This window comes from Burkholderia sp. R-40 (genome assembly GCF_049942845.1).
Taxonomy (GTDB): domain Bacteria; phylum Pseudomonadota; class Gammaproteobacteria; order Burkholderiales; family Burkholderiaceae; genus Burkholderia; species Burkholderia ambifaria.
Genome location: NZ_CP187969.1, coordinates 414,894 through 440,725 on the forward strand (window position 1 = coordinate 414,894; position 25,832 = coordinate 440,725).

Below are 25,832 nucleotides of genomic sequence, written 5' to 3' on the forward strand. Positions count from 1 at the left end.
TCATCCCTCGCACCGCTACAGCACCGACGGCGGCACGCCCGCGACGATCCCGGCCGCGATCGCGATGTCGTCGGCAAGCGGCCGGTCGTCGTGATACGCGGGCACACGTTCGCGCACCTGTCGCCACAGCGCGTCGGTCGACGCGGCACGCGCCGCTCCGCTCGCCTGCAAATCGTAGGCCTGCGCGGCGGCCAGCAGCTCGATCGCGAGCACGCGCGTCGTATTCTCGATGATGTCGAGCGCCTTCAGCGCGGCAGGCGTCGCGTGGCACAGATGATCTTCCTGCAGCCCCGACGTAATGCCGCCGTCGAGGCTCGCCGGTGCCGCGAGCCGCTGATTCTGCGCGACGAGCGCGACCGCCGTGTACTGCGCGATCATGAAGCCCGAACACGTGCCGCCGGGCGCCGCGAGAAACGCCGGCAACCCGCTCACGAGCGGATTGACGAGACGGTCCAGACGCCGCTCGGCGATGGCCGCCACCTGCGCCATCGCGGCCGCGAGGCTGTCCATCGCAAGCGCGATGCCCGCGCCGACCGCATGCGCCTGCGAATGAACGACCGGCGCGTCGCGCGTACCGGCGACGATCGGATTGTCGGTGACGGACGCGAGTTCGCGGTCGACGACTTCCGCCGTCACCGCGAACACGTCGCGCGCCGCGCCGTGCACGTGCGGAATCGTGCGCAGGCTGAGCGGATCCTGCGTATGCCGCCCGCTCGCCGCGCCGAGCATCGGGCTGTCGGCGAGCATCGCCCGCAGGCGCGCGCCGACGTGCCCGATGCCGGGCGAGATCCGCAGCGCGAGCGACACCGGGTCGAACGCGGCGAGCTGCCCGCCGAGATTCTCGAAGCTCGCCGCCGCGATCCAGTCGGCCCAGTCGAGCAGCCGCTCCGCGCGCGCCAGCGCGAACGCGGCGAGCCCCGTCACGCACGGCGTGCCGTTGACCAGGCTCAGGCCTTCTTTCGCGCCGAGCGCGAGCGGTTCGCGACCGATGCGGCGCAGTGCCTCGTCGCCACGTATGCGCTCGCCGCGATGGCGTGCATGACCCTGCCCGATGCACACGAGCGCGACGTGCGCCATGTGGGTCAGGTAGCCGACCGAGCCGTGCGCCGGCACCTCGGGCAGGCAATCGTGTTCGAGCAGCGCGACGAGCTGTTCGACGACGTCGGCACGCACGCCCGAGTGCCCATGCGCGAAGTTGTTGATCGCCGCCGCGATGATCGCGCGCGTTTCGGGCGCGCCGAGCGGCATGCCGACGCCGACCGCGTGGCTCATCAGGATGTTGCGCGACAGCGTGCTCTGCTGGGCCGGCGACACGATCACGTCGCACAGCGCGCCGACGCCGGTATTGACGCCGTACGCGCGAATCCCGCGCGCGACGATCTCGTCGACGAGCTCGCGCGCCGCGGCGATCCGCCCGCGCGCATCGTCGGTCAACGCCAGCGGTTCGCCGGCCGCGACGGCCGCAATCTGCCGCCAGTCGAGCGGCCGTGCAGAACGGAATACGGTCATGACGTCCTCAGTTCGCGGCGCGGTCGTGATGGCTCGACACGAACTGGCGGAAGCGTTCCGAACACTGGCCGCCGAACAGCGCGTCGGGCGGGCCGTCCGAATCGACCTCGCCCTGATGCAGGAACATCACGCGATTCGACACGTGTCGCGCGAAGCCCATTTCGTGCGTAACGACCAGCATGGTGCGCCCTTCCTCCGCGAGCGAGCGCATCACGCGCAGCACTTCGCCGACCAGCTCCGGGTCGAGCGCCGACGTCGGTTCGTCGAACAGCATCACCTTCGGATGCATCGCGAGCGCCCGGGCGATCGCGACGCGCTGCTGCTGGCCGCCCGACAGGTGCGCCGGATAGTAGCCGCGCTTGTCCGCGAGGCCGACGCGCGCGAGCAGCGCCTCGGCTTCCTCGACCGCTTCCGCGCGGGTGCGCTTGAGCACGCGCAGCGGCCCTTCGACGAGATTGTCGAGCACCGTCATGTGCGACCACAGGTTGAAGTTCTGGAACACCATCCCGAGCTGCGAGCGGATGCGATGGAACTGCTGGTGGTCGGCAGCCTGGAGCTTGCCGTCGCGTGCGCGCTTCATCTTCAGTTCTTCGCCGGCAAGCGCGACGGAGCCGTCGTCGGGCGTTTCGAGCAGGTTCAGGCAGCGCAGGAAGGTGCTCTTGCCCGAGCCGCTCGCGCCGAGGATCGAGATGACGTCGCCCTCGTGCGCGTCGAGCGAGATACCCTTCAGCACGTGATGATCGCCAAACGACTTGTGGATGTTCTTGACCGACAGCGCAACGGGAGCAGCGGTGTTCATCGGATTCTCCGGGAAAGGACGGGGATGCTCAGGACGCAACGCGCCGGGGATTGCGTGCCGCCGCGGCGGGCGCACCGGATGGCTTCGGCGCACGCAGGTGGCCGGAGAGTCGCCATTCGAGCGCGCCGAGCAGGCGCACGACGATGAAGTTCAGGCCCAGGTAGATCAGCGCCGCGCACACGAACACCTCGGTCGTCCGGTAGGTCTGCTGGATGATCTGCTGCGCGACGCCCGTCACCTCCCACACGGTCACGAGGCTCGCGAGCGCGGTCGACTTGACCAGCAGCACGGCTTCGGTCGAATACGCGGGCAGGCACTGGCGCAATGCGATCGGGCCGATCACGCGGCGCAGCAGCGCGAAGCCCGACAGGCCGATCGAATAACCGGCCTCGATCTGCCCGACCGGCACGGCCATCAGCCCGCCACGCAAGATCTCGGCCGTATAGCCTGCCGTGCACAGCGCGAGCGACAGCACCGCGCACACATACGGCTCGCGCAGCAGCGGCCAGACGAAGCTTTCGCGGATCACGCCGAACTGGCCGAGCCCGTAATACACGAGGAACATCTGGATCAGCAGCGGCGAGCCGCGAAACACGAGGATGTACGCGCGCGCGAAGCGGTTCGGCAGCCAGTGCGGCGACACGCGCATCGTGACGATCACGAGCGACAGCAGGCCGCCGAGCACGAGCGACGCGAAGAACAGGCCCAGCGTGGTCGGCACGGCCGCGAGCAGCTGGCCCAGCGTGCCGAGGAGGAAATCGAAATCGAATGTCATGCGTGCTCTCCGTCAGTTGCGCGCGAAATTGCGGCGGAACGAGCGGCCGACGATCGCTTCGGCCCGGTTGAACACGCGGTTCGACAGGCCCGTCATCACCAGGTACAGCGCGCCGCCCGCGACGAAGAACACGAAGTACTGATGCGTCGAGCTCGCCGCGATCTGGCTCGTGCGCAGCAGTTCGGCGAGGCCGGTGACCGAGATCAGCGCCGAATCCTTCAGGCTCAATTGCCACACGTTGCCGATGCCGGGCAGCGCGAAACGCAGCACCTGCGGCACCAGGATGCGGCGCAGCACCATGGCGCGCGGCATGCCGATCGAGCGCGCCGCTTCGAGCTCGCCTTTCGACACCGCGAGCACCGCCGCGCGATACACCTCGGCCTGATAGGCGCCCGAGATCATCCCGACGGCGAGTGCGCCGATCACGAACGGCGGCACACCGATGAAGCCTTCCGCGCCGAACCACTGGCCGACGGTCGTGACGAGCGTCGAGCCGCCGAAGTAGAACAGATAGATGACGAGCAGTTCGGGCACGCCGCGAAACACCGTCGTGTACAGGTCGCCGAGCAGGCGGGCGCTGCGGTGGCGCGACAGCTTGGCCGCCGCGATCGCCGCGCCGATCACGGCGCCGACCGCGAGCGCGGCAAGCGTCAGCGCGACCGTCATCAGCGCGGCGAGCAACAGCACGCCGCCCCAGCCCTCGGTACCGAAGCCGAGCATTTCAAGAATCGCCATGCGTGCCTCCCGGCAAGTGTTGGATGAATCCGCAGGATGCGTGCCGCCGCGCGTCGGTCGAGCCGCTCACGCGGCGGCGGCCGGACACGCGCTTACGGCGTGACGTCGGTCTTGAACCACTTGTCGGCGAGTTTCTTCACGGTGCCGTCCGCGAGCGCCGCGCCGATCGCCGTATCGAACTTCGTCTTCAGCTCGGCGTCCTGCTTGCGGAACGCGAGCCCTTCACCCGGGCCCCAGATCGGTCCGCCGAGCTTCGGCCCCGCGAGCACGATCGACGCGTTGTCCTTCTTCGTGTTGTTCGCCGCGTAGTACGTGACGTCGTCGAACGACGCGTCGATGCGGCCCGCGACGAGGTCGAGATCGCGCTCAGGCGACGTCTTGTACACGCGGATCGACGCGATGTCCTTGAAGCTGTCGTTGATGAACTTCGTATAGACGGTGCCCGACTGGATGCCGATCGTCTTGCCCTTCAGCTGCTTGCGCAGCGTGTCGACGGTCGGCTTGTCGGCATTCGCGTCGCCGGTCAGCTTGACCATCGGCGCACCGGGCACGGCCTTCGGCAGGATCTTCGTATCGGTGACGGCGAAGGTCGCCGGCGTGGCCGCATACGGGCGCGAGAACAGCAGGATCTTCTCGCGCTCCGGCGTGATCGAGATCGCATCCATCAGGACGTCGAACTTGCCGGCCTGCAGACCGGGAATCATCCCGTCCCAGTCCTGTGCGACCATATTGCACTGCACCTTGATCCGCTCGCACACGTTGGCGAGCAGTTCCGGTTCGAAACCGCCGAGCTTGCCGCCCGGCAGCGTGAGGTTCCACGGTGCGTAGCCGCCTTCGAGCGCGACCGTCACCGTCTTCCATTCCTTTGCCTGCACCGGTGCGGCGAGCGTTGCCGCCGCGGCCGCGATGGCGCCGATCGTCCTGATTGCCCACTTGATGCGCTTGCCGTTCACGAGAGTTTCTCCTTGCGTTGAAGTTCGCCATCCCTTCGGTGCAGCAAGCCGCCTCAGGAATTTGTCTATACAAGCATGCAAGAAGAAAAACAGCGAGACAAGCAGCGATCAAAAAAAACCGCGTAAACGCGGGAAATCCCCTAATTTCAGGGCTCTGACGTGCGTCATCGAGGGGAATTCTGGCACGGATTTGGTGCAATTCCGGCGATCCAATCGCCAGGATGACTAGACAAATTTTGAATTCGATCGGGAGCGGGGCTGAGACTCGGCACGGACGACCATCACGATTCATCTGACGATGAATCACGTCCGTGCCGATCCAGCCCCCGGCGGCGGGCGCTACTTCTGCTTGGTTTGCTCGCGGTCCAGCGCCGCAAAGAGCTGATCGAAACGCGCTTTTGCATCGCGCGGTTGTGCAACGCTTCGGGCCGCGGCTTCGTTCGTCGGCTGTCCGACCACGATCAAGCCGACCATGCCCAACATGTGATGAGGGAGACAGCGATAGCCATAGACGCCCGGCGTGTCGAACTTCACGGTCAGGTCTTCACTGATCTTTCCGCCAAATGACCTGGTCCCGTCCGGCGCCATCCCGGGAATGCTTTCGACGCTATGACCGCTGTCGGCCGCCACAAAATGGACGCTATCGCCCGCGTTGATATGGACGAGGGCCGGCTCGAACCCGCGCTGGCCGTCCGACGCCTGATTCAGCATCCTGACTTCGATGTCGGCCGCGTAAGCACCGAGCGACCACAGCAATCCCACCCCGACGATCAACCGCGCCAATCCAGATTTCTTCATTTCGTTCTCCGACGGATTGGCCGCGGGATCGCTCCCCCGGCCAATCCGATCACGGTATCAGCTGCGCTTCAGATCGAAGCGATCGAGGTTCATCACTTTCGTCCACGCGTGGACAAAGTCGCGCACGAACTTCTCGTGCGCATCGTCCGACGCATAGACTTCGGCAACGGCCCGCAGCTCCGAACTGGAACCGAACACCAGATCGACCGGGCTTGCCGTCCACTTGAGCGCGCCCGTCTTGCGGTCACGCCCTTCGTAAGTCCCGTCGGCACTGGAGGACTTCGTCCATTGGGTCGACATGTCGAGCAGATTCACGAAGAAGTCGTTGCTCAGCGTGCCGGGACGATTGGTCAGGACACCGAGCCTTGAATGGCCCGCATTGGCGTCCAGCGCACGCAGCCCGCCCATGAGAACGGTCATCTCCGGAACGGTGAGATCCAGCTTGCTCGCGCGGTCGACCATCAACTCGGCCGGCGACCGCTCATTGCTATTCTGATAGTAGTTGCGGAACCCGTCGGAGGTCGGCTCGAGAACGGCGAAGGAAGCGACATCGGTCTGCGCCTGCGTCGCATCGACGCGTCCCGGCGAGAATGGCACCTTGACGTCGTAGCCGGCCTTGCGGGCCGCATCCTCGACGGCCGCGCTGCCGCCCAGCACGATCAGGTCGGCCAGCGACACCTGCTTGCCATCCGTTCTGTTCCTGTTGAAGCCGGACTGAATGCCTTCCAGCGACTTCAGCACTTTCGACAGGCTCGCCGGGTCATTCACCGCCCAGGCGTTTTCCGGCGCGAGGCGAATGCGCGCGCCATTCGCGCCGCCTCGGTAGTCGGTGGCACGGAACGAGGCCGCGGACGCCCACGCGGTCTTGATCAGTTCCGCCTTCGGCACCCCCGATGCGAGGATCCTGCGCTTCAGCTCCGCGATATCGGCGTCGCCGATCATCTGGTAGCCGGCAACGGGCAGCGGATCCTGCCAGATCAGATCGACCTTGGGCACATCCTTGCCCAGATAGCGCGCCTTCGGGCCGAGATCCCGGTGCGTCAGCTTGAACCACGCCTTGGCGAACGCCAGCTTGAATTCCTCGGGATGCGCGTGAAAGCGCTTGGCGATCGCGCTGTACGCGGGATCGACCTTCAACGCGATATCGGTCGTAAACATCATCAGCGGATGTCGCTTCGACGGATCGTGTGCGTCCGGCACGATGTCCTGCGCGTCCTTCGGCATCCACTGATGAGCGCCTGCCGGGCTCTTCGTCAGCACCCAATCGTGTTCGAGCAGATTGTCGAGATACTGCATCGTGAAGTGAACGGGGTCGACCGACCATGCGCCTTCAAGGCCGCTCGTGATCGTGTCGGCGCCCTTCCCGGTACCGCACTTGTTCGCCCAGCCCAGGCCTTGCGCTCGATGCCCGCGGCTTCCGGCGCCGCGCCGACGTTTGTCGCGCGGCCCGCGCCGTGCGTCTTGCCGAAGGTATGACCGCCCGCGATCAGCGCGAGGGTCTCCTCGTCATTCATCGCCATGCGGCCGAACGCGTCGCGAATGTCCTTTGCCGCGGCGACGGGATCGGGGTTGCCGTTCGGACCTTCCGGGTTCACGTAGATCAGCCCCATTTGGGTGGCCGCCAGCGGCTTCTCGAGCTTGCCGTTCTTGTCGCGGTTATCCGACATGAATTTCGTGCCGGCGCCCCAGTAAACCAGATCCGATTGCCAGTCGTCTTCCCGGCCGCCGCCAAAGCCGAAGGTTTGAAAACCCATGGATTCAAGCGCGACATTGCCGGTGAGGACCATCAAATCGCCCCACGAAATATTCTCGCCATATTTCTTCTTGATCGGCCACAACAAACGGCGCGCCTTGTCGAGATTGGCGTTATCCGGCCAGCTGTTCAGCGGCTCGAAGCGCTGCTGTGCGCCGCCGGCGCCGCCCCGGCCATCGTACGTGCGATAGGTGCCCGCTCCGTGCCACGCCATCCGGATGAAGAACGGTCCATAGTTGCCGTAGTCTGCCGGCCACCAGTCCTGCGACGTCGTCAGGGTCGCGCGGATATCCTTCTTCACGGCCTCGATATCGAGCTTGTTGAATGCCTGCGCATAGTCGAAATCCTTTCCGTACGGATTCGACTCGACGTCGTGCTGACGCAGCGGTGAAAGATCGAGCCGCTCCGGCCACCAGAAGTCATTCGTGCGCGGCGCACCGTCGGCCCACGCGGCAACGGTGCCGGCACTCATCGCGATGATGGCGAGCGCGGCCACGACCGATTTTCCGATACGTTTTTTCTGCATATTGACCCCTCCGTAATTGGGCGTAATGTTGGAATGCCGGAGGATTGTGGTCTTTGATGGAATTCGTCGGCCAATCGGTAGTTTTTATTCGTCCGATTAATGCGGACTATGGGCGCGATTCGGAGGCCACGGGTTCAGATGGCACCCGGCGCGAACGAAGGCGCTCATGCAGAAGGCGAACCGTCCGCGGCGGGGCATGTAGCCAGAGCTACCGTGTCAGACCGCGCGAGCCTCGCGCAGACAGAAATAAAGTTGTCGCCGTTTGCGACGTAAAGATGTCACTTCGCCAAGTGCCATTAACCGCCCGAAGGGAACATTCAGCACCGCCTCCCTACCGCCCCAGAAACCGCTCCGCCAACCGCACGAAATAACTCGCCCCCACCGGCAGCAACGCATCATTGAAGTCGTAACTGGCGTTATGCAGCAGGCAAGGGCCGCCGCCATGCCCATGCACGCGGTGATCGCCCGCCCCGTTCCCGAGGAACGCATAACACCCCGGCTTCTCGCGCAGCATGAACGAGAAATCCTCCGCCGCCATGGTCGGATCGACGGCGGCGTTCACATGCGCGTCGCCCACCAGCTCGCGCATCACCGCCACCGCCATCGCGGTCTGCTCGGCGTCGTTCACGGTAGCCGGATACTGGCGCTGGAAATCCACGTCGCTCTCGCAATCGAAGGCCGTGGCCGTCGCGGCCACCACGGCGCGCATGCGCGTCTCGATCAGGTCGAGCGTCGCATCGGAGAAGGTCCGCACCGTGCCGCCGAGCCACGCATCGGTCGGCACCACGTTCATCGCCTCGCCCGCATGCACCTGCGTGACCGACAGCACCGCGCCGTCGATCGGATTTCGGTTGCGCGTGACGATCCCCTGCAGAGCACTCAGCACCTGCCCCGCCGCGAACACCGGATCGCGGCCCAGGTGCGGCATGGCCGCGTGGCAGCCGGCACCGCGCAAGGTGATCCGGAACAAGCTGGTCGAGGCCATCAGCGGCCCCGGCCGCACCGCGAAATCGCCGGCCGCGATGCCGGGCCAGTTGTGCAGCCCGAACACGGCATCCACCGGGAAACGCTCGAACAGGCCGTCCTCGATCATCGCGCGCGCGCCGCCGCCCGCCTCCTCGGCCGGCTGGAAGAACAGCTGCACGGTGCCGTCGAACTCGCCATGCCGCGCGAGATGGCGCGCGGCCCCCAACAGCATGGTGGTGTGCCCGTCGTGGCCGCACGCATGCATCGCGCCGGGCACCGTCGAACGATGCGCGAAGGTGTTGGCCTCCTGCACGGGCAGCGCATCCATGTCGGCGCGCAGGCCGATCGCGCGCGCGCTGCCGCCGCGCTTCAAGGTGCCGACCACGCCGGTGCGGCCGACGCCGCGCGTGACCGCATAACCCCATTGCTCGAGCCGCTCGGCGACGAGTTCGGCGGTGCGGAACACGTCGTAGCCCACCTCGGGATGGGCATGGATATCGCGGCGTAGCGCCGTCAGTTCGTCGGCGTGCGCGACGATGGAATCGATCAGTTTCATGCGGATGGAAGCGCTCTTGTCGGTCGGCGCGGCACGGCGGCGGGCCAGCCCATGCCGCCCGCCGCCGTGCCGCGACGCATCAGATATGGAACAGCTGCGCCACCAGGGTCGCGCCGATGAAGGTGCCGGCATTGGCCACGAAGGACACCAGCACGATGCGCCAGCCAAGCCGCCGGAAGGCCGGAATGTCCTTCGCGATCGACAGCCCCGCGAACACCAGCATCGGCGTGGTCACCCCGAGGAAATCGTTGTGCGAGCTGAACGCGGCGATCTGCGAAGCCCACGGCGACCACGGCGAGGTCAGGAACATCGCCACCACCGATACCCAGCAGACCGCCGGAATCCTGCGCCCCGTCACGCGCGCCAGCGCATCGCCGACGATCGTCGCGCACACCATGATCGCGATTCCCGGCAGTCCCGCCAGCGGTGTGGTGCCGTGAGCGATCCAGTCGCACACCAGCGCCATCGCGGCCGTCACGATCCAGGCCAGCAGCTTGCCGCCGTAGCCCAGCGCGGGCGCCTCGGTCCGCACGTCGCCCAGCGACGGGCTGGCCGCTTCGGGCTGCGCCGATGCCTTGGTGGTGCGTCCGATCAGCGGCTCCAGCACGCGATAGCCCCAGACCGCGAGCGGCAGCGAGATGAACAGCGTGAAGTAGGTGCCGATGGTGGTGGTGATCAGGTTGCTGGCCGCGGCGAAGGCGAGCACCGATTTCGCCGTCTCCGGGTCCTGCTGCGCGGCGATCGCGCCCGAGGCGGCCGCCATCATGCTGCCCGAGCCGACACCCGAGCCCATCGCCAGCGCGAGCGGATCGAAGATGCCGAGGCTGCTCACGAAACCCGCGAACACGGCGATGAACACCGCACCGAACACGGTGCCGGTCAGGTACTCGGCCAGCACGCCGCGGCCCTCGGCCGAATCCATGCCGTACTTCTCGCCGATGATCGCGAGGCTCGGCTCGCGGCCTACCGAGAAGGTCGCGCCGATCGCCTCGCGCTTGATGCCGAGCAGCAACGCGAGCGGCAGCCCGAGCAGGATGGTGCCGACGAAGTGGCCGAATTCCTGGAAGGCCAGCGCCCAGCCCGCCGACGCCAGCTTGGGCAGCGCGCTGCCCACCATCAGCCCGAGCTTGGAGACGAACAGCAGCAGCGCCGGCTGCAGGATCGCGGCCGCGAAGAACTGGTCGGGCACGCTCAGGCGCGCGCTGCTGTTCCAGCGCGCGCTGGCCAGCCCCACCGCGGCGCCGAGCAGCAGTGCCCAGATCATCGGCAGCAGCACGACCTTGCCCGGCCCGAGCTTGAACGTGAACGAGCCGATCCATTCGGCGACCAGCAGGATGCCGGCCGCGTAAAGCAGGACCTTGGCGGTGGCCGCGCCGCCAAGCTCGCGGCGCTCGATACCCAGTGCGTGTTCCATGACGAATCTCCCCTTGAAGCCCGGCTGCCGTCGAATGCGGGCCGGTGGTTACAGATAACCGAACGCGGTGGGCGGCGCTTCGGCCGTCTCGACCCACACGCTCTTGGTCTGCGTGTATTCGTACAGCGCCTCGACCCCGCTCGAGCGGCCGTAGCCGCTCATGCCGTAGCCGCCGAACGGCGAGGCCACGTTGATGGTCTTGTAGCCGTTGACCCAGAAGGTGCCGGCATTCACCTGCGCGGCCACGCGATGCGCGCGCGCCACGTCGGTGGTCCAGGCCGCGCCGGCCAGGCCGAAGTCGGTGTCGTTGGCGATCGCGATCGCCTCGTCCTCGGTGTCGAACGGGATGGCCGCCACCACCGGCCCGAAGATCTCGGTGCGCGCGACCTCCATCGCGTTCGACACGCCGGTCAGCACGGTCGGCGCCACGAAGTAGCCACCGCAGCCCTCCCCGACACGCTCGGCCGAGCCGCAGGCGAGCGTGGCGCCCGCCGCCACGCCGCGCGCGATCATCGACATCACGTGGTCGTACTGCTTGCGGTTGTTGATCGGGCCCACCTCGGTCGCATCGTCGAGCGGTGCACCGACGCGGATCTTCTTTGCCCCGGCAGCCATCATCGCGACGAATTCGTCGTAGACGGCGCGCTGCACCAGCAGACGCGAGCCGGCCACGCAGCTCTGGCCCGCGCCGGCGAAGATCGCCGCCTGGGCGGTCAGCGCGGCGCGCTTGAGGTCGGCATCGGCGAACACGATATTGGCCGACTTGCCGCCCAGCTCCAGCACGCAGGGCAGCACGCGGCGCGCGGCGGCCTCGGCGATGCGCGCGCCGGTGGCCGGCGAGCCGACGAATACCACCTTGCTCACCACGCGATGCGCGATCGCGGCCTGCCCGGCGGTGTGACCGAAGCCGGCCAGCACGTTGACCAGGCCGCGCGGCAGCCCGGCCCGCTCGCCGAGCGTGGCGACCGCCAGCGAGGTGAAGGGCGTCAGCTCCGAGGGCTTGAGCAGCACGCCGTTGCCCATCGCCACCGCGGGCGCCACCTGCCAGCCGCAGGTGAACACCGGCGCATTCCAGGGTGTGATCTGCAGCACCACGCCGGCCGGCTCGCGGCGCGTGTAGTTGAGGTGCGAGGTCGGCACCGGGATCACGCTGCCGTAGAACTTGTCGGTCCAGCCCGCGTAGTACTCGAACATCTCGGCGACCTTGCCCACCTCGCCCCGGCAGTCGCGGATCGGCTTGCCCGAGCCCAGCGCCTCCAGCCGTGCGATCGCCTCGGCCTCGGCGCGGATCGCGCGCGCCACCTCCTGCATCACGCGGCCGCGCGCGGCATGCGTGAGCGCCCACCATTCGCGCTGCGCGCGGCGTGCGCTTTCGGCGGCATGGTCGATCACGGCTGCGCCGGCGTCGCGATAGGCGAGCGTGGCCTCGCCCGTCGCCGCATCGTAAAGCTGGATCGTGTCGCCCTGGCCGGCGACGAGCTCGCCGTCGATATACGAGCCGATCGTGGCGGCGCCGGGGAAGAAATGCGCGAAGGCGGCGAGCAACTGGTCTGCGTGCTGGGTCATGTCAGGTTTCCGTATCTGTGGGTCGAGCGGGATCGTGGCGCGGGCTGCCTGGCCTCAGGCTGGGTCGAGGAAGTCGACGATGCGGTTGAAGTCCTCGCCGTCGGCGACGGATACCTCGCTGGCGGCCCACACGCGCGCCGCCTCGCGCGCCACGGGAGCGACGCTGTCGAACTGATCGAGCAACCCGAGCGCGAGCCGCACGTCCTTGCGCATCAGCTTCATGGTGAAACCGGAATCGAACTTGCCGTTGAAGATCCAGGTCGGGTAGTTGGTCAGCGTCGCGCTGTTGCGGCCGGAGCCGCCGTTGAGCGCCTCGACCAGCTTTTCCGGATCGACGCCGGCCGCGCGCGCGGTGCGCACCGCCTCGCTGGCGGCCAGCAGGTGCACGCCGGTCAGCAGATTGTTGAGCAGCTTGGTGACGTGGCCGGCACCCACCGGCCCCACATGCACGCGCTTGGCGCTGATCGCCGCGAGGATCGGCTCGATGGCCGCGATATCGCTGTCCGAGCCGCCCAGCACCATGGTCATGGTGGCGGTGGCCGCGCCCTTCGGGCCGCCGCTCACGGGGCCGTCGACGAAGCCGATGCCGCGCTCGGCCAGGGCCGCCGCCACGCGCCGCGTGCTGTCCGGATCGGCCGTGGTGGTGTCGATCACGATGCTGCCCGGCCTCGCGTTCTCGAGCACGCCGCCCGCGCCCAGCACCACCGCCTCGACCACCGCCGACGTCGGCAGCGACAGCAGCAGCACGTCGGCGTCGCGCGCGATTTCGGCCACCGAATCGCGCGCCGACAGCACCTCCTGTTCGGCCAGCGCGAGCGCCACGCCGGGCGCCGCGTCGTAGCCCAGCACCGTGTAGTCGCCGCGCCGCAGCGAACCCGCCATGCCGCGCCCCATGTTGCCCAGACCGATCACGCCCACCGTTTTCATCCGACGACTCCTGATAGCTGTTGGTTCGAGGCCGGCGCGCCAGCTTGGCGCCCGCCTTGCATGGCTACGATGTTCGGTCCGGCGATCCGTATAATCAATCAACGCCAATATTGAGATTGTTCTCTTTTTTAGAACACCGGGATTATGAGCGACACCCTTACCGACAGCCGGATCGTCTATTTCTACGAGGCCGTGCGCTGCGGCACGATCCGCGCCGCGGCCGACTGGCTCGACGTGGCGCCCTCGGCCGTGAGCCGCCAGATCGGGTTGCTGGAGAAGGAGCTCGACGCCACCCTGGTGGAGCGCCACGCGCGCGGCGTAACGCCAACCGACGCCGGACGCTGCGTGATCGAGTATTTCCGCGAGCAGCTCGCGCATCGCGACGACCTGATCTCGCGCCTGCAGGAGCTGCGCGGGCTCAAGACCGGCCAGGTCAGCCTGGTGCTCGGCGAGGGCTTCGTCTCGGATCTACTGGCCGGGCCGATGCAGCAGTTCTGCCGGCAGTTCCCCGGGATCCGTGTCAACCTCGACGTGGGCAGCACCAACGACGTGATCCGCAAAATCTCGAACGACGAGGGCGAGATCGGCCTGGTCTACAACCCGCCCGCCGAGCCCAAGCTGGTGTCGCGCGCGTCGAAGCGGCAGCCGATGATGGCGATCGTCGGCCCCGACTTCCCGCGCCGCAGCCACAAGGTGCTGACGGTGCAGCAGCTCGCCACCTACCCGCTGGCGGCCACCCACCCGTCCTACGGCACGCGGCAGATGATGGAGGCCGTGGAATACGCCGAGCGCGTACGGCTCGCGCCGATCATCACCACCAATTCCTTCGCGATCCTGAAGGAATTCGTGAAATCGGGGCTCGGCATCTCGGTGATGCCGGCTTTCGCGGTGGCGGCCGAACTGCAGGCCAAGGAACTGTTCGCGATCGAGATCGCGCATCCGATCCTCGAGAACGCCGAGGCGCACATGGTCACGCGCGTGGGCCGCAAGCTCTCGGTGGCCGCCAACAAGATGCTGCAGATGATGACGGGGCAGATGCGGGCGTTCCGTTAGCGGCTCTGCGTTTTACGCGCGCTCCACGCCGGGCGCCGCAAGCAACGCGTGAGCGGTGCGCGTCGCCATGACATCGTCGGATCGGTAAGCCGCCGCATAGGCATAGGTGCGCCACGCCGCATCGCCAAGCGCATACAGGCAAACGGCCGCGAGCGCCATGCCGCGCGACGAAAGCACGCCGCCGCGCTCGACGCGGCGCAATTCGCTCAGCGCCTCGCCCCACGCACGCGCGCGCACATGCCACCACGCCAGCACCTCGCGCATCCCCCCGTTCCCGGGGCGCAGCACCGCCATGGCGTCGAGCAGGTCCAATACGTCGGACAACGTATCGAGCGCCGCACCGGCCCACAGCACGTGCATCATTCCCGTAGCGATCTGGTCGTCTTTCAACGTCTCGATCATATTCTTCTCCAAGCGTGCTGCACGCAATGACCATCCGACGCGTGCACGCCCTGTCGGTGGCGCGCGCTTTATCTGCCGCCCGCGATCGACCGTGCCTCGGCGGCCACGCCCACGAGCGAAAGCTGATCGCGCACCTGATCGATGAAGATGGCCGCCATCAGCGCAAGCATCAGAATCGTGAGCGCGCCTTTCACGGGCTGCGCGAGCGACGGCAGATCGAGCTTTTGCGATACCTTTCCCGTAAAGCCGAAGCCGATGTCGATCAACAGCAGCATCAGCATCATCGGCGTTGCCAGCTTCGCCACCGTTTCCATCAGCGAATCGGTCTTCGCCAGCACGAACGATTCGAGTACCGAGCCGCCCGCGGGCGCGAGGCTGCCGAGCGGCCACCAGGTGTACGACTCGTAAATCGCGCCGAGCAGAAACGTCATGCCGCCGAGACACCAGAACGCCGCAATCGCGAACTGGCTCAGGAGCGTCGACGTCAGCGACGTCTGCTGCCCCTGGCTCGGGTTCTGCATCTGCAGTTGATTGAAGCCGGTCAGATCGTCGACGTACGTGCCGACGCTTTCCGCGGCCCAGAACACCGTCGATGCCGCGAAGCCGAGCCCAACGCCGATCAGCGCCTCCTTCAGGCCGATACCGACGAGTATCGTCGCATCCCCCTGCTCGAGCAGGCCGCGCTGCCCGTATGCGACGAAGCTGCCCCACAGCAGCGCGAGCGCGGTGCGCACGCGGCCCTGCACGACGTTGTCGGACGTGGGCGGAAAGATCATCATCAGCACCATCAATCGCTCGCTGCAAAGGCCGAGCACGATCAAAAACCTGACCAGTTGGTGGCTCGATTCGATCGATGCAAAGGTGATCTCGCTCATGTCGGTCGTCTGTCGTTCAAAGGATGTTTGCCTGCGAGCAAGCTCGCTGCTTCAAAACGCCGGGCCGGGCCGGCGGCTCTCCGATGTTTCCTCGTCCTGCGCGTCCTCGATCGCCAGCTCGATGGCCTTGACGAGCGCGTCGCGCCGCTTGCCGTAGATGTCGATGCGCGCGCGGTTGCGCAGAATGTCCGTGCGCATCGCGCCGATCTGCGCCTGCTTCGCCGCCAGCGCCTGCCCGGCCTGATCCGCCTGTGCTTCGAGCATCGCGTGCTGCTCGGCCGCATGCGAGCGGAATTCGCGCAGCGTCAGATACGCGTCCGCCCTGAACGATGCGCCGCCGAGCATCGTGTCGATCTTGCCGTCGTGCGCAGCCAGCTCGGCCGCATGCGCGCGCACCGCCGCCCGGCACTCTTCCAATACGCCCGCGAGCGCCTGCAACTCGCCGCGCAAAGCGCCGAGCGCCGCATTGAGCTTGCGATCGAGCTGGCGGCGGCGCGAGAGCACGCGCTCGAACGCGGCAACGCGGCGGTCTTTCATCGCTCGCCTCCGGCATCAGGACTGGACGATTTCGCCCAGGGCCGCGATTGTGTCGTCCGGATCGACGAGCAGATCGGTCGGCTGCCCGAGGAAATCCCGAATCGCGTCGATCTTTGCAATGGCTTCATCGGCAAGAGCATCGGTGCCGCTCTGATACTCGCCCACCTGCAGCAGAAGTTCGACCTCCTTGTGCTTGGCCATCAGCCGCCGCACGTGCCCGGCCGCCGCCACGTGCTCGCGCGAAACGACCTGCGTCATCACGCGCGAGAGGCTGCCGAGCACGTCGATCGCCGGATAGCGGTTCTGTGCGGCGATCTCGCGCGACAGAATCATGTGGCCATCGAGAATCCCCCGCACTTCCTCGGCGATCGGGTCGCCGCCCGATTCGTCCTCGGCCAGCACCGTATAGAGCGCGGTGATCGAGCCGAGCGCCGAGCGGCCCGCACGCTCGAGCAGCCGCGGCAGCTCCGCGAAGATCGACGGCGGAAAGCCGCGCCGTGTCGGCGGCTCGCCCATCGCGAGGCCGATTTCGCGCTGCGCGCGCGCAAAGCGCGTCAGCGAATCCATCATCAGCAGCACGCGCATGCCGCGGTCGCGGAAGTATTCGGCCACCGCCGTTGCCGCATAAGCGGCCTTCGCGCGCTCGATCGACGAGCGGTCCGAGGTGGCGCAGACGACCACGGAGCGGGCCATTCCGTCGGGCCCGAGAATGTGCTCGCAGAATTCGCGCACTTCGCGGCCGCGCTCGCCGATCAGCGCGATGACGTTGACGTCGCAGCGCGCACCGCGCGCGAACATGCCCATCAACGTGCTCTTGCCGACGCCCGCCGGTGCGAAGATGCCCATGCGCTGCCCCTCGGCCAGCGTCATCATGCCGTCGACGACGCGCACGCCCGTGGGCATCGGCGTGTCGACGACGGGCCGCGACATCGGATCGGGCGGATCGGCGATCACGGGTTGCCACTCGTCGCATTCGAGCGGCCCCTTGCCGTCGATCGGCTCGCCGAGGCTGTCGATCACGCGGCCGAGCAGGCGAGGGCCGATGCGCAGCGAAAGCGGCCGCCGAAGCCCCACCACGCGCGTGGCCCGCGACACGCTGCCGAGCCGGCCGAACGGCGAAAGCAGCGCGACGTCGCGCGAGAATCCGACCACTTCCGCACGCTGCAGCAATGCGCCTTCGGGCGAGCGCAGCTCGCACAGCTCGCCGAGCGTCGCGTCGAGGCCCGATACGCGTACCAGCGTGCCGATCACTTCCTGCACCTTGCCGCACGCCGCGGGTTGCGCGCGGGCGCGCAGTTCGCGCTCCATCGCATCCGCCAGCGCCGAAAAACCGCGCACGGCATGGTGTTGCGCTTCCGGCGTCCCGCTCGCTTCGCCGGTTCGGAGATCGTCCGCGCTGTCGATCATGGCGCTTCCTTCCTTGTCATGTGCTCTTCGGTGTGCGGTGTGAAGCGCGCTCAGACGGACATCGCGTCGGCGTCTTCATGCGCGACGTCGGCCGAACCGTCGGCCGGCAGGTCGGCCGCCGTTTGCATGGCGCCACCGTCTTGCCAGCCTTCTTCGACGCCGATGTTCCCGCCCGCGTCGTCGCCAGCGCATTCGTCGGCTTCCTCGCGGCCCTCGCCGGCGCCGATGGCGTGCTCACCGGTCAGCGTGTCGGCGTGCGCCGCGACATCCGCCAACGCGCCGAAATCGCGTTCGTCGGAGACTTCTGCATCATCCTCCGGCCGCGCATCGGGCGCGTCACACCCGGGTGCCGGCGCCACGCTGCGCACCGCGCGCGCCAGTGCGCCGCGCATCGCGGCCAGGTGCAACGACAAGCTCGCGTCGATCGCACCGAGATCGGTTTCGGCGATGCACGCGCCGGGCGCGAGCGCCGCATCGGCCACGGCGCGCAGCCGCACGGCGCGCCCGGCCTCGCGCCATGCCAACGCGGCTTCCTCGAACGCCGCGCTCGCCGCGGCCAGATCCGACGGATGAACGCGCAGATGAATCGGGCTGCCGTCCGCGACGATGCGCTCGACCGTCGCGGCCGCGCGCGCGAAGAGCGCCTTGGGATCCGCCGACGCAATGATCTGCTCCACCGCAAGCGTCACGAGTTCGGCCAGCCGGTTCTGCTGCCCGGGCTCGATCCGGCAGGCTTCGGCGTGCGCCGCCGCCGCGCGTTCGTGCCAATCGGCCAGCCCGCGCCGCAAGCCGTCGTCGTAACCCCGCTCGGCCGCCTGCGCAAACTCGCGCATGGCTCGCTCGACGAGGTCGTCCGCGCGGGCCTGCGCATCGTCGAGCAGCATGCGCGCTCGGGCGCGCGCCGCGTCCAGCGCCTCGTCGCATTGGCGATGCATCTCGGCATACGCCGCATCGATCTCGACAATCGCCGCGAGATCTGCATGACGCAGCACGTCGCCTTCGACACCCACGCCGAGGCCCGTGCCTTCGGCATTCGGATTGCGTAACCAGATCACCATGACCACTCCGGAAACAGGTCGGGCAGTTGCGAGACGATCGAAAGGCTCGGGTTCGAGCCCTCCGAAGGCAGTAATGAAGGCGGCAACGAAGGGGGCGGCAGCGCCCCCGCGTCGTCGCGCGCCGGCATGGCCAACTGCATGATCGCGAGCGGGCCGCTCGGCGCCCACCGGCAGTCGCGCTCGAAGAGCCGAAAACCGAGCCAGGCGAGCGCATCGCCGTCAACCGAGTCGAGCGACACGTGCATGGCCGACGACGTGCCATGCGTGCGCGCGGCAAGCAAGCGGGCATCCCCGCCAAGGTCGCGCCCGCGCTCGAGGAGCAGCTTCACGCCGCGCGCCCCGATCCAGCTTGCCAATTTCTCGCGGCGCGGCCGGTCGATCCAGGCGCGCAACGCGTCGGCCTGCTCCACGAGCGCGCGCAAGCGGAACACGGTCACGCAATCCTGTGCCGGCAGCACGGCCAGTGCCGAGTCCGGCGCGTCGAACGCGGCGAGCGGCGGCACCGGCATGCCCCATTCGTCGAGCAGCGCGGCGGCAAGCGCCTCGACCTGCCCCGGGCCACATGCGTCGACCAGGTCCGCGCAGGGCACCTGCGCGCGGCGGGCAGGATGCATCCAGTCGAATAGCGTGCGCCGGCGCCGATGATGGCTATCCAGCCGGGCCGCAACGGCCGCCGGCACCGCGACGCAGTCAAGCGCCGTCGCGCCGCTTGCGGCGGCGAGGCTGTCGTCGGTTGCTTCGTATGTGCTCATCGTGGGCTCACCCTGCTTGCCATGCCGGTCGTGCGATCGCGCGGGCCGACCGTCATGCCGGCGCTTTCGCCGCGCGCCCTGTCCGGCGCGCGAGCAGGCCCGCCAGGCCGCCGCCGCCCTTGAGCAGGGTGCCGCGCAACAGCGCAAAGCCGCCGGCGATCATCAACAACAGCATGCCGAGCGCGCCACCCGCATAAACGATCCACCCGCCCTGCCGGCGCGGGCGGGCAGGCACATCGGGTGCATCGGCCGGCACGCTCGTCACGCTGACCTGATCGTAGGTCAGCCCCTCTATGCTGTGCACGACGAGGTTCTTGATCGCGGGGGTCATCTGCTCGAGATTCGCATCGGGCCGGTACTTGATGAAGACCGACGCGGACGACGGCTTGACCGACTGCGCCAGCGGATCGTTGTTCGGCAGCACGATCTGCACGCGCGCCACGACCACGCCGTCGATCTTCGACAAGGTATCGTCGAGCTCCTGCGACAGCCCGTAGATGAAGCGCACGCGCTCCTCGGTCGGCGTGGATACGAGCCCGTCCTTCTTGAAGAGCGAGCCGAGGTCGTCGAACTTCTTGCGCGGAATGCCGCGTGCGCGCAGCACTTCCACGGCATGCACGATCTGCTTTTCGTCGACGCTGACCGACCAGGTCTTGCCGCCGTCCGGCGTGCTCTTTTGCGCATCGACGCCCGAGCTCAGCAGCGCGGCGACCATCTCGTTGCAGTCGCTTTCGCTCAACTGGCCGTACAGCTCCTGCTTGCAGGCCGCGAGCGACAGCACGAGCACAGCCGCCGCGACGAGCCGCCATGAAGCGCGCGGCCTTGAAGGCACGAGGTTCGATTTCATCAGAATTTGCTCCGAGAAACCCCGCCATTTCCCCCAAGGGGACTTCCTTCGGGGCGGATGGCGGGAAGGACTGTGGTGTCGTGCATGATCGAGATACCAACGCTGCGCTGAACATTCTCCGATGCGGACGTGCATCGCCAGGTGTGGGAATCACCTGCCTTTAGGCGGGTGAGGACGTCAAGTCATTGGTTCTTCATGAGCGTCTGCACAGCGTCCTTCGACGACTGGACGGTCGCCATCTTCACCTGCAGGTCGGCGTTCAGGCTCGCGATCTCGAGCTGGATCGTCATATCGGCGGCGGCGAGGCGCTCCATCGACAGCGCGCTCATGTGCTGGGTCATGTAGAGCACGTCGTTCGGCACCTGCCGGTAATAGTCGGCCTGCTCCTCGACCGCTTTCGTCACGAGGTCCGCGCGTTCGGTCGGGTGAACGGCTCCCGCGTGCGGCTGCGCCGAGGCCATCATCGCCTGGAATTTATCGACGAGGGGTTGCGACACGGCGTCCGCATTCGGCGCCGCGGACGACGTGCCGGTCACGCGGGCCAGCTCGTACTCGAGTTGCGATGCTGTCGTGATGCTCATTTCGTTTCTCCTGGTAGCGGCAACAGGCTCAGACGCGCATGTACTGCATCGTCAGCAGCATGTCGCTGGATGAGGGCGACGGCGTCGCGTCCGCCACGCTGTCCTCGGCATGCGCTCCGTTCTCGAACGCGAGCGCGGAATCCGGCGCAACGAAGTGCCCCGTGCGCTTCGCCGTCGCGACCGCCTGCTTCAGTTCCTCGCTCGCGAGCAACACCTTGGCGAGCCGTTCGACGTCTTTGTTGCCGCCTTCCTCCAGGAGGGTCCGGGCCTCCTCCTGCCACCCGAACTCCTGGCGGGCCTTCAGGCACTGCAGCAACATTCCCTTGCTCGCCGGCACGCACACCGAACGCTCGACCAGGTCTCGAAAGAGCCATTCGGCTTCGCTCCATTCCTGGCGCACCATATGCAGCCAGCCGTCGAAAAACGCGAATTCGGCGGAATCAGGGCGCAGCAGATGCAGCCCTTCGACGAGGTGCTCCAGATCGTCGATGTCAACTTGCTCCGGCGTGCCGGCGCGGGCCAATGCGACCCTGACCAGGTCGACGATCGCGCCGACGACTCCCGACGGGCACTGCGGCCGATCCTTCAGAACGTCCATCCTTTCCCCCAAGGAAATCAGATTCGATCCGATGAGCCGCACCCGATGGGGGGCGGCCTTCCGTTGACGCTAAGTTACGCAACGCGACGCGGGTGCCGCGTGCCGCGCACGAAGTCGCACAACGAATTGCGAAGCTGCTGCAAGCGACAGGCGACGGCCAGCGTCGCTTTCGCTTCCGTCCGCGCTCACGCTGCGCCGCGTTGCACGTTGCCTCGTGCGTTGCCCGATTCGCGCAGTCCGCGCTTGCCGTGAAGCGACCTTCCGTCACCTCGCTTCGCAGCCCTTGTCCTTGCTTCGCATCGCCATCGCGCCGGCCGCGGCGGCGCCGCTAACGTTGCATCGGGGCGCCCCATCCCGGGTCCCCGCCTGCGAACAGCAAAGGACAGTCCGTCATGAGCGACGAGAAAACCGAAGAGCCCACAGACAAGAAGCTGGACAAAGTCCGCGAGGAAGGCCAGGTCGCGAAGAGTTCCGACCTCGTCGAAGTCGCGTCGCTGGGCTCGATCGTGCTCGTGCTGACGGCGGGCCAGCACTACCTTGCCGATACGCTGCGCGCGGTCGTCAAGGAGGCGATCGATTTCACGCACGGCCCGCGCGAGTTGCAGGACCTCTCGGTCGCGCTCGTTCATATGGGCCTGCAGGCGCTCGGCCTGCTGTGCGGGATCGCGGCCGTCGCGCTCGTCGCGGCCTTCCTCGCGCTTGCTCCGCAAACGGGGCTCAAGATCTCGCTGAAAGCCGTCATGCCGAAGCTCGCGTCGGTCAGCCCCGGGTCCGGCTTTCAGCGGATCTTCTCGATGAACTCGGCCATCGATCTCGTCAAGATGGTCGTCAAGGCCGCGATTCTCGTCGCCGTCATGTGGCAGACGATCAAAAGCGCGATGCCCGTCGTCGCGAGCGCGCTCGACCGGTCGGTACCCCAGTTGATCGCGGTGCTGTGGTCCGTGCTCATGCATGTCGTCGTCGTCGCGCTCGGCGTGTTCATCGCCATCGGCGCATTCGACTACAAGCTGCAGAAGTGGCTCTTCATCCGCAAGAACCGGATGTCGAAAGACGAGGTGAAGCGCGAGCACAAGGAAAGCGACGGCAACCCGGAAGTCAAGGGCGAACGCAAGCGCATGGCCAGGGAAATGTCGCAGGAAGGCCCGAAAGGCGGCGTATCGCGTGCGAACGTCGTGGTCGTCAACCCGGTTCACTACGCCGTCGCGCTGCGCTACGACCCGACGGAGTTTCCGCTGCCCGTCGTGCTCGCCAAGGGCCTCGACGAGCAGGCGCTGCGGCTGCGCCAGCAGGCGATGCACGCGCGCGTGCCCATCGTCGCGAACCCGCCCGTCGCGCGGATGCTGCACAAGGTACCGCTCAATCAGCCGATTCCCGAAGAACTGTTCGAAGTCGTCGCCGCGATTCTTCGCTGGGTGGACGGCCTCGCGCCTCAAACCGCCATCACGGAGTAGTGGACATGCTGAAGACCATCAAGCTGCCCGGCATCGGCGAGGCCGGCATCGCCATCCTGCTGATCGCGATCGTCTCGCTGATGATCCTGCCGCTGCCGCCCGCCATCATCGATGGTTTGCTCGCCATCAACATCGCGATCAGCATCACGCTGCTCATGGTGACGATGTACGTCGGCCATATCGCGACGCTGTCGGCGTTCCCGTCGGTACTGCTTTTCACGACGCTTTACCGGCTCTCGCTGAACATCGCGTCGACGAAGTCGATCCTGCTGCATGCCGATGCCGGCGAAATCATCGAGAGCTTCGGGCAGCTCGTCGTGGGCGGCAATCTCGTCGTCGGCCTCGTCGTGTTCGTCATCATTTCGGTCGTGCAGTTCATCGTCATCGCCAAAGGCTCGGAACGCGTCGCCGAAGTGGGGGCGCGCTTCACGCTCGATGCGCTGCCCGGCAAGCAGATGAGCATCGACGCCGATCTGCGCGCGAACATCCTGACACCGGAGGAGGCGCGCAGCAAACGCGCGCGGCTCGCTATCGAAAGCCAGCTGCACGGCGGCATGGACGGTGCGATGAAGTTCGTGAAAGGCGATGCGATCGCCGGCCTCATGATCACGATGATCAACATCGTCGCGGGCATTGCCGTGGGCGTCGCCTATCACGGCATGTCCGCCGGCGAGGCGGCCAACCGCTTCTCGGTCCTCTCGATCGGCGACGCCATGGTCTCGCAGATTCCGTCGCTGCTGATCTCGGTGGCCGCGGGCGTCATGATCACGCGCGTGGACGAAGGCGGCGAGCACGGAAACGCCTCGCTCGGCGAGGACATCCGGCGCCAGTTTACGAGCAGCTCGCGCGCGCTCTACTTCGCGTCGCTGCTGCTGCTCGGTTTCGCGGCCGTGCCCGGCTTTCCAGCGGCGCTCTTCGCGTTGCTCGCCGGGCTGCTTGGCTTCGTCGGCTACCGTCTGCAGAAAAAGCAGCACGGCTCCGCCAAAGGCGGCGGCAAGCCCGTCGTCGCGCTGCAGCGTGCCGGCGCCAGGGGCGACGCGCCCTCGATCCTGCCGCGCCCGCCGCAGTTCACCTGCCCGCTCGGCGTGCGGCTCGCGCCCGACGTCAGCGCCCGGCTCGCGGCCGACGCGCTCGACCGCGCGTTCGATGTGCAGCGCCATGCGCTGCAGTCGGAAGTCGGCCTGCCGTTCCCGGGCATCATGATGTGGACCGACGGCAAGCTGCCCGAGGACAGTTACGAAGTGCTCATCTTCGACGTGCCGCAAGGGCGCACCACGCTCGCCGAAACGCGCGCGGTACACGCGGCGGCCGACGGCGCCGCCGCGGGCGCACCTGCCGCCGCGCCGACACCGGAAGCATTGATCGCTCGCCACACGATCGACCTGCTGCGGCGCAATGCCCATCTCTTTCTCGGCATTCAGGAAGCGCAGTGGATGCTCGATCAGCTCAACGAGGACTACCCGGGCCTCGTCGCCGAGGTGCAAAAGGCACTGCCGCTGCAGAAGATGGCGGACGTGCTGCGCCGGCTGCTGGAGGAGGACGTGCCTGTGCGCAACATCCGCAGCATTACCGAAAGCCTGATCGTCTGGGGGCCGAAGGAGAAGGACATGCTGATGTTGACCGAATACATCCGCATGGAGCTCGGCCGGCTCATCGCCTATCGCGCGACGGGCGGCCCACGGGATCTGCCCGTCCTGCTCGTGGACGTTCAGTTGGAGCAGCACATCCGGCAGTCGATCAAGCAGACGCCCACGGGCAACTTCCTCGCGCTGCCGCCCGACGAGATCGCCGGGCTCGTCGGCAAGATCGCGGAGCTCGTCGGCGACACGCCACGCCAGCCGCTCGCGCTCGTCGCGTCGATGGACATCCGGCGCTACATCAAGCGCATGATCGAGGCGCGGCTGCCCTGGCTGCCCGTCTACTCGTACCAGGAGCTCGGCGCTCACGTCGATCTCCAGCCCGTCGGCCGGCTGGCGATGTGATCGAGCGAGCCGCGCCATGCACACCTCCGCCCCTCATCGCGCACGCATCATCGCCGCGCCGACGAAGCATGACGAGCCGGCACCCGACATGCCGGCCGCGCAATTGAGCCGTCAGGCCGCCCTGTTTCAGCGCCTGCGCGAAGGCGCCCGCGCCCACGCGTGGGAAACGCCCGGCGACGAGCAGCCATGCGCCGCACCGGCCGAGCCTCCATTCGCCGAGCAAGCCGATCCGCTCTACCCGGTCGCCGGGTTCGCCGCGGACGAACATCGCGACGATGCCGGCAGCGGCGAGCGCGACGACGACGCACAGGCCGGCTCCGGCGGCGAACGCGATGACGCTACCGCGCACGCTCGATCGGCAGCGCCGGTGCCGGCTCCAGTACCTGCGATGATTCATCCGCCCATGCATTCGGCGATGCATGAGCTCATGCATGTGCCGGCATATTCGACGATGCCCGCACCGACGCCGATGCCGGCGCGCGGTGCGGCGCCGCTTTCCCCGCAGAGGCCGCCCAACGCCCAGCCATCGATGGCTGCGCCGGACATGCCGCGCGTACAAGCCACGCGCGAGCCGCAGCGCCCCGAAGCAGGCGGCGCGCACGCCGTGGTCGCCGTGCGGGCACCGGCGCGAGCGGGCCAGGACATGAACCGGTTCGTCGATTCGATCGTCGCCGAAGTGTCCGACTTCTGCGCGAACCCGATCGTCCTCGAAAGCGGCGACTGGCAACTGACGATTCCCATCGATCCGGCGCTGCTGCCGGGCTGTACGTTGAACCTCGCGCTTTCGCATTTCCAATTGACGCTTCGCTTCGACACCACGGACGAACGGTCGCGCGAACTAATCTCACAACATGCGACGACGTTGCGCGAAAGCCTCGAGGAAGTGATGCAAAGCCGCTTCGACGGCACGCGCAGCGTCGAAATCATCGTCACGTAAAGCCAATATGGACATCACTCGAACGCTACCGACCAACGACGTTCCCGCAGGCGGCCAACCGCACGCGGTTGCCGT

At 67.3% G+C, this 25,832-nt stretch carries 23 protein-coding genes and 1 pseudogene; 4 read left to right on the forward strand and 20 right to left on the reverse strand.

Features of this window, described 5'->3' with window-relative positions; all coding sequences use genetic code 11:
• Positions 1-15 precede the first annotated feature (15 nt).
• From ACP26O_RS30640 to ACP26O_RS30690, 11 genes and pseudogenes are all read right to left on the reverse strand, one after another.
• Entirely contained in the window at positions 16-1,509 is a 1,494-nt protein-coding gene (locus ACP26O_RS30640) for an HAL/PAL/TAL family ammonia-lyase (RefSeq protein ID WP_175664561.1), read from the reverse strand.
• Between the two features lie 7 nt (positions 1,510-1,516).
• Positions 1,517-2,308 (reverse strand): ABC transporter ATP-binding protein, encoded by a 792-nt coding sequence (locus tag ACP26O_RS30645; RefSeq protein WP_426356437.1) that lies wholly within the window; start codon positions 2,306-2,308, stop codon positions 1,517-1,519.
• Positions 2,309-2,336: 28 nt separating this feature from the next.
• Positions 2,337-3,083, reverse strand: a complete 747-nt coding sequence (locus ACP26O_RS30650; protein WP_175664559.1) for an ABC transporter permease — start codon at positions 3,081-3,083, stop codon at positions 2,337-2,339.
• A 12-nt stretch (positions 3,084-3,095) separates the two neighbouring features.
• On the reverse strand, positions 3,096-3,818 hold the full coding sequence (locus ACP26O_RS30655) for an ABC transporter permease (RefSeq protein WP_006753458.1): 723 nt from the start codon (positions 3,816-3,818) through the stop codon (positions 3,096-3,098).
• A gap of 92 nt (positions 3,819-3,910) precedes the next feature.
• Positions 3,911-4,771 carry a transporter substrate-binding domain-containing protein gene (locus ACP26O_RS30660; protein ID WP_175664558.1) on the reverse strand — a complete coding sequence of 287 codons (861 nt, stop codon included), beginning with the start codon at positions 4,769-4,771 and terminating at the stop codon, positions 3,911-3,913.
• Positions 4,772-5,110: 339 nt separating this feature from the next.
• Positions 5,111-5,569, reverse strand: a complete 459-nt coding sequence (locus tag ACP26O_RS30665; RefSeq protein WP_175664557.1) for a pseudoazurin — start codon at positions 5,567-5,569, stop codon at positions 5,111-5,113.
• A 57-nt stretch (positions 5,570-5,626) separates the two neighbouring features.
• Positions 5,627-7,794: pseudogene (gene katG / locus ACP26O_RS30670) on the reverse strand (catalase/peroxidase HPI).
• Positions 7,795-8,179: 385 nt separating this feature from the next.
• Positions 8,180-9,370: a M20 aminoacylase family protein gene (locus tag ACP26O_RS30675; RefSeq protein ID WP_175701354.1), complete on the reverse strand. Its 1,191-nt coding sequence runs from the start codon at positions 9,368-9,370 to the stop codon at positions 8,180-8,182.
• Between the two features lie 79 nt (positions 9,371-9,449).
• Positions 9,450-10,784: a DUF3100 domain-containing protein gene (locus tag ACP26O_RS30680; protein ID WP_175664555.1), complete on the reverse strand. Its 1,335-nt coding sequence runs from the start codon at positions 10,782-10,784 to the stop codon at positions 9,450-9,452.
• A 48-nt stretch (positions 10,785-10,832) separates the two neighbouring features.
• Entirely contained in the window at positions 10,833-12,350 is a 1,518-nt protein-coding gene (locus ACP26O_RS30685) for an aldehyde dehydrogenase family protein (RefSeq protein WP_175664554.1), read from the reverse strand.
• 54 nt (positions 12,351-12,404) lie between these two features.
• Entirely contained in the window at positions 12,405-13,385 is a 981-nt protein-coding gene (locus tag ACP26O_RS30690) for an NAD(P)-dependent oxidoreductase (protein WP_244103896.1), read from the reverse strand.
• 36 nt (positions 13,386-13,421) lie between these two features.
• On the opposite strand from ACP26O_RS30690, the gene ACP26O_RS30695 reads away from it, so the two are divergent.
• Complete coding sequence (locus tag ACP26O_RS30695) at positions 13,422-14,330, forward strand: LysR family transcriptional regulator (RefSeq protein ID WP_006753468.1); 909 nt, start codon at positions 13,422-13,424, stop codon at positions 14,328-14,330.
• 12 nt (positions 14,331-14,342) lie between these two features.
• Here ACP26O_RS30695 and ACP26O_RS30700 read toward each other — a convergent pair whose 3' ends face one another.
• The 9 genes from ACP26O_RS30700 to ACP26O_RS30740 form a co-directional block, all read right to left on the reverse strand.
• A complete protein-coding gene (locus ACP26O_RS30700; protein ID WP_175664552.1) occupies positions 14,343-14,732 on the reverse strand; it encodes an HrpB1 family type III secretion system apparatus protein in 390 nt (129 codons plus the stop codon).
• Between the two features lie 68 nt (positions 14,733-14,800).
• Positions 14,801-15,607, reverse strand: coding sequence for a type III secretion system export apparatus subunit SctT (gene sctT, locus ACP26O_RS30705; RefSeq protein ID WP_175664551.1), 807 nt, complete (start codon positions 15,605-15,607; stop codon positions 14,801-14,803).
• A 51-nt stretch (positions 15,608-15,658) separates the two neighbouring features.
• On the reverse strand, positions 15,659-16,144 hold the full coding sequence (locus tag ACP26O_RS30710) for a type III secretion system protein (RefSeq protein WP_165754126.1): 486 nt from the start codon (positions 16,142-16,144) through the stop codon (positions 15,659-15,661).
• Positions 16,145-16,159: 15 nt separating this feature from the next.
• Entirely contained in the window at positions 16,160-17,452 is a 1,293-nt protein-coding gene (gene sctN / locus ACP26O_RS30715) for a type III secretion system ATPase SctN (RefSeq protein WP_050772588.1), read from the reverse strand.
• Between the two features lie 149 nt (positions 17,453-17,601).
• Positions 17,602-18,435: a type III secretion system stator protein SctL gene (gene sctL, locus ACP26O_RS30720; protein WP_244099009.1), complete on the reverse strand. Its 834-nt coding sequence runs from the start codon at positions 18,433-18,435 to the stop codon at positions 17,602-17,604.
• Between the two features lie 167 nt (positions 18,436-18,602).
• On the reverse strand, positions 18,603-19,361 hold the full coding sequence (locus ACP26O_RS30725; protein WP_175664550.1) for a type III secretion protein HrpB4: 759 nt from the start codon (positions 19,359-19,361) through the stop codon (positions 18,603-18,605).
• 52 nt (positions 19,362-19,413) lie between these two features.
• Positions 19,414-20,208 carry a type III secretion system inner membrane ring lipoprotein SctJ gene (gene sctJ / locus ACP26O_RS30730; RefSeq protein ID WP_175664549.1) on the reverse strand — a complete coding sequence of 265 codons (795 nt, stop codon included), beginning with the start codon at positions 20,206-20,208 and terminating at the stop codon, positions 19,414-19,416.
• 182 nt (positions 20,209-20,390) lie between these two features.
• Positions 20,391-20,789, reverse strand: a complete 399-nt coding sequence (locus ACP26O_RS30735; RefSeq protein WP_011660748.1) for an HPr kinase — start codon at positions 20,787-20,789, stop codon at positions 20,391-20,393.
• 28 nt (positions 20,790-20,817) lie between these two features.
• Positions 20,818-21,429, reverse strand: coding sequence for an HrpB1 family type III secretion system apparatus protein (locus tag ACP26O_RS30740; protein WP_241244714.1), 612 nt, complete (start codon positions 21,427-21,429; stop codon positions 20,818-20,820).
• A 350-nt stretch (positions 21,430-21,779) separates the two neighbouring features.
• On the opposite strand from ACP26O_RS30740, the gene sctU reads away from it, so the two are divergent.
• The 3 genes from sctU to sctP are packed head-to-tail and all read left to right on the forward strand — an operon-like array spanning position 21,780 to position 25,757.
• Positions 21,780-22,838 carry a type III secretion system export apparatus subunit SctU gene (gene sctU, locus ACP26O_RS30745; RefSeq protein ID WP_165754130.1) on the forward strand — a complete coding sequence of 353 codons (1,059 nt, stop codon included), beginning with the start codon at positions 21,780-21,782 and terminating at the stop codon, positions 22,836-22,838.
• A gap of 5 nt (positions 22,839-22,843) precedes the next feature.
• Complete coding sequence (locus ACP26O_RS30750) at positions 22,844-24,820, forward strand: FHIPEP family type III secretion protein (RefSeq protein ID WP_175664548.1); 1,977 nt, start codon at positions 22,844-22,846, stop codon at positions 24,818-24,820.
• 16 nt (positions 24,821-24,836) lie between these two features.
• Positions 24,837-25,757, forward strand: a complete 921-nt coding sequence (sctP, locus tag ACP26O_RS30755) for a type III secretion system protein SctP (protein WP_175664547.1) — start codon at positions 24,837-24,839, stop codon at positions 25,755-25,757.
• The last annotated feature ends 75 nt before the right edge of the window (positions 25,758-25,832 follow it).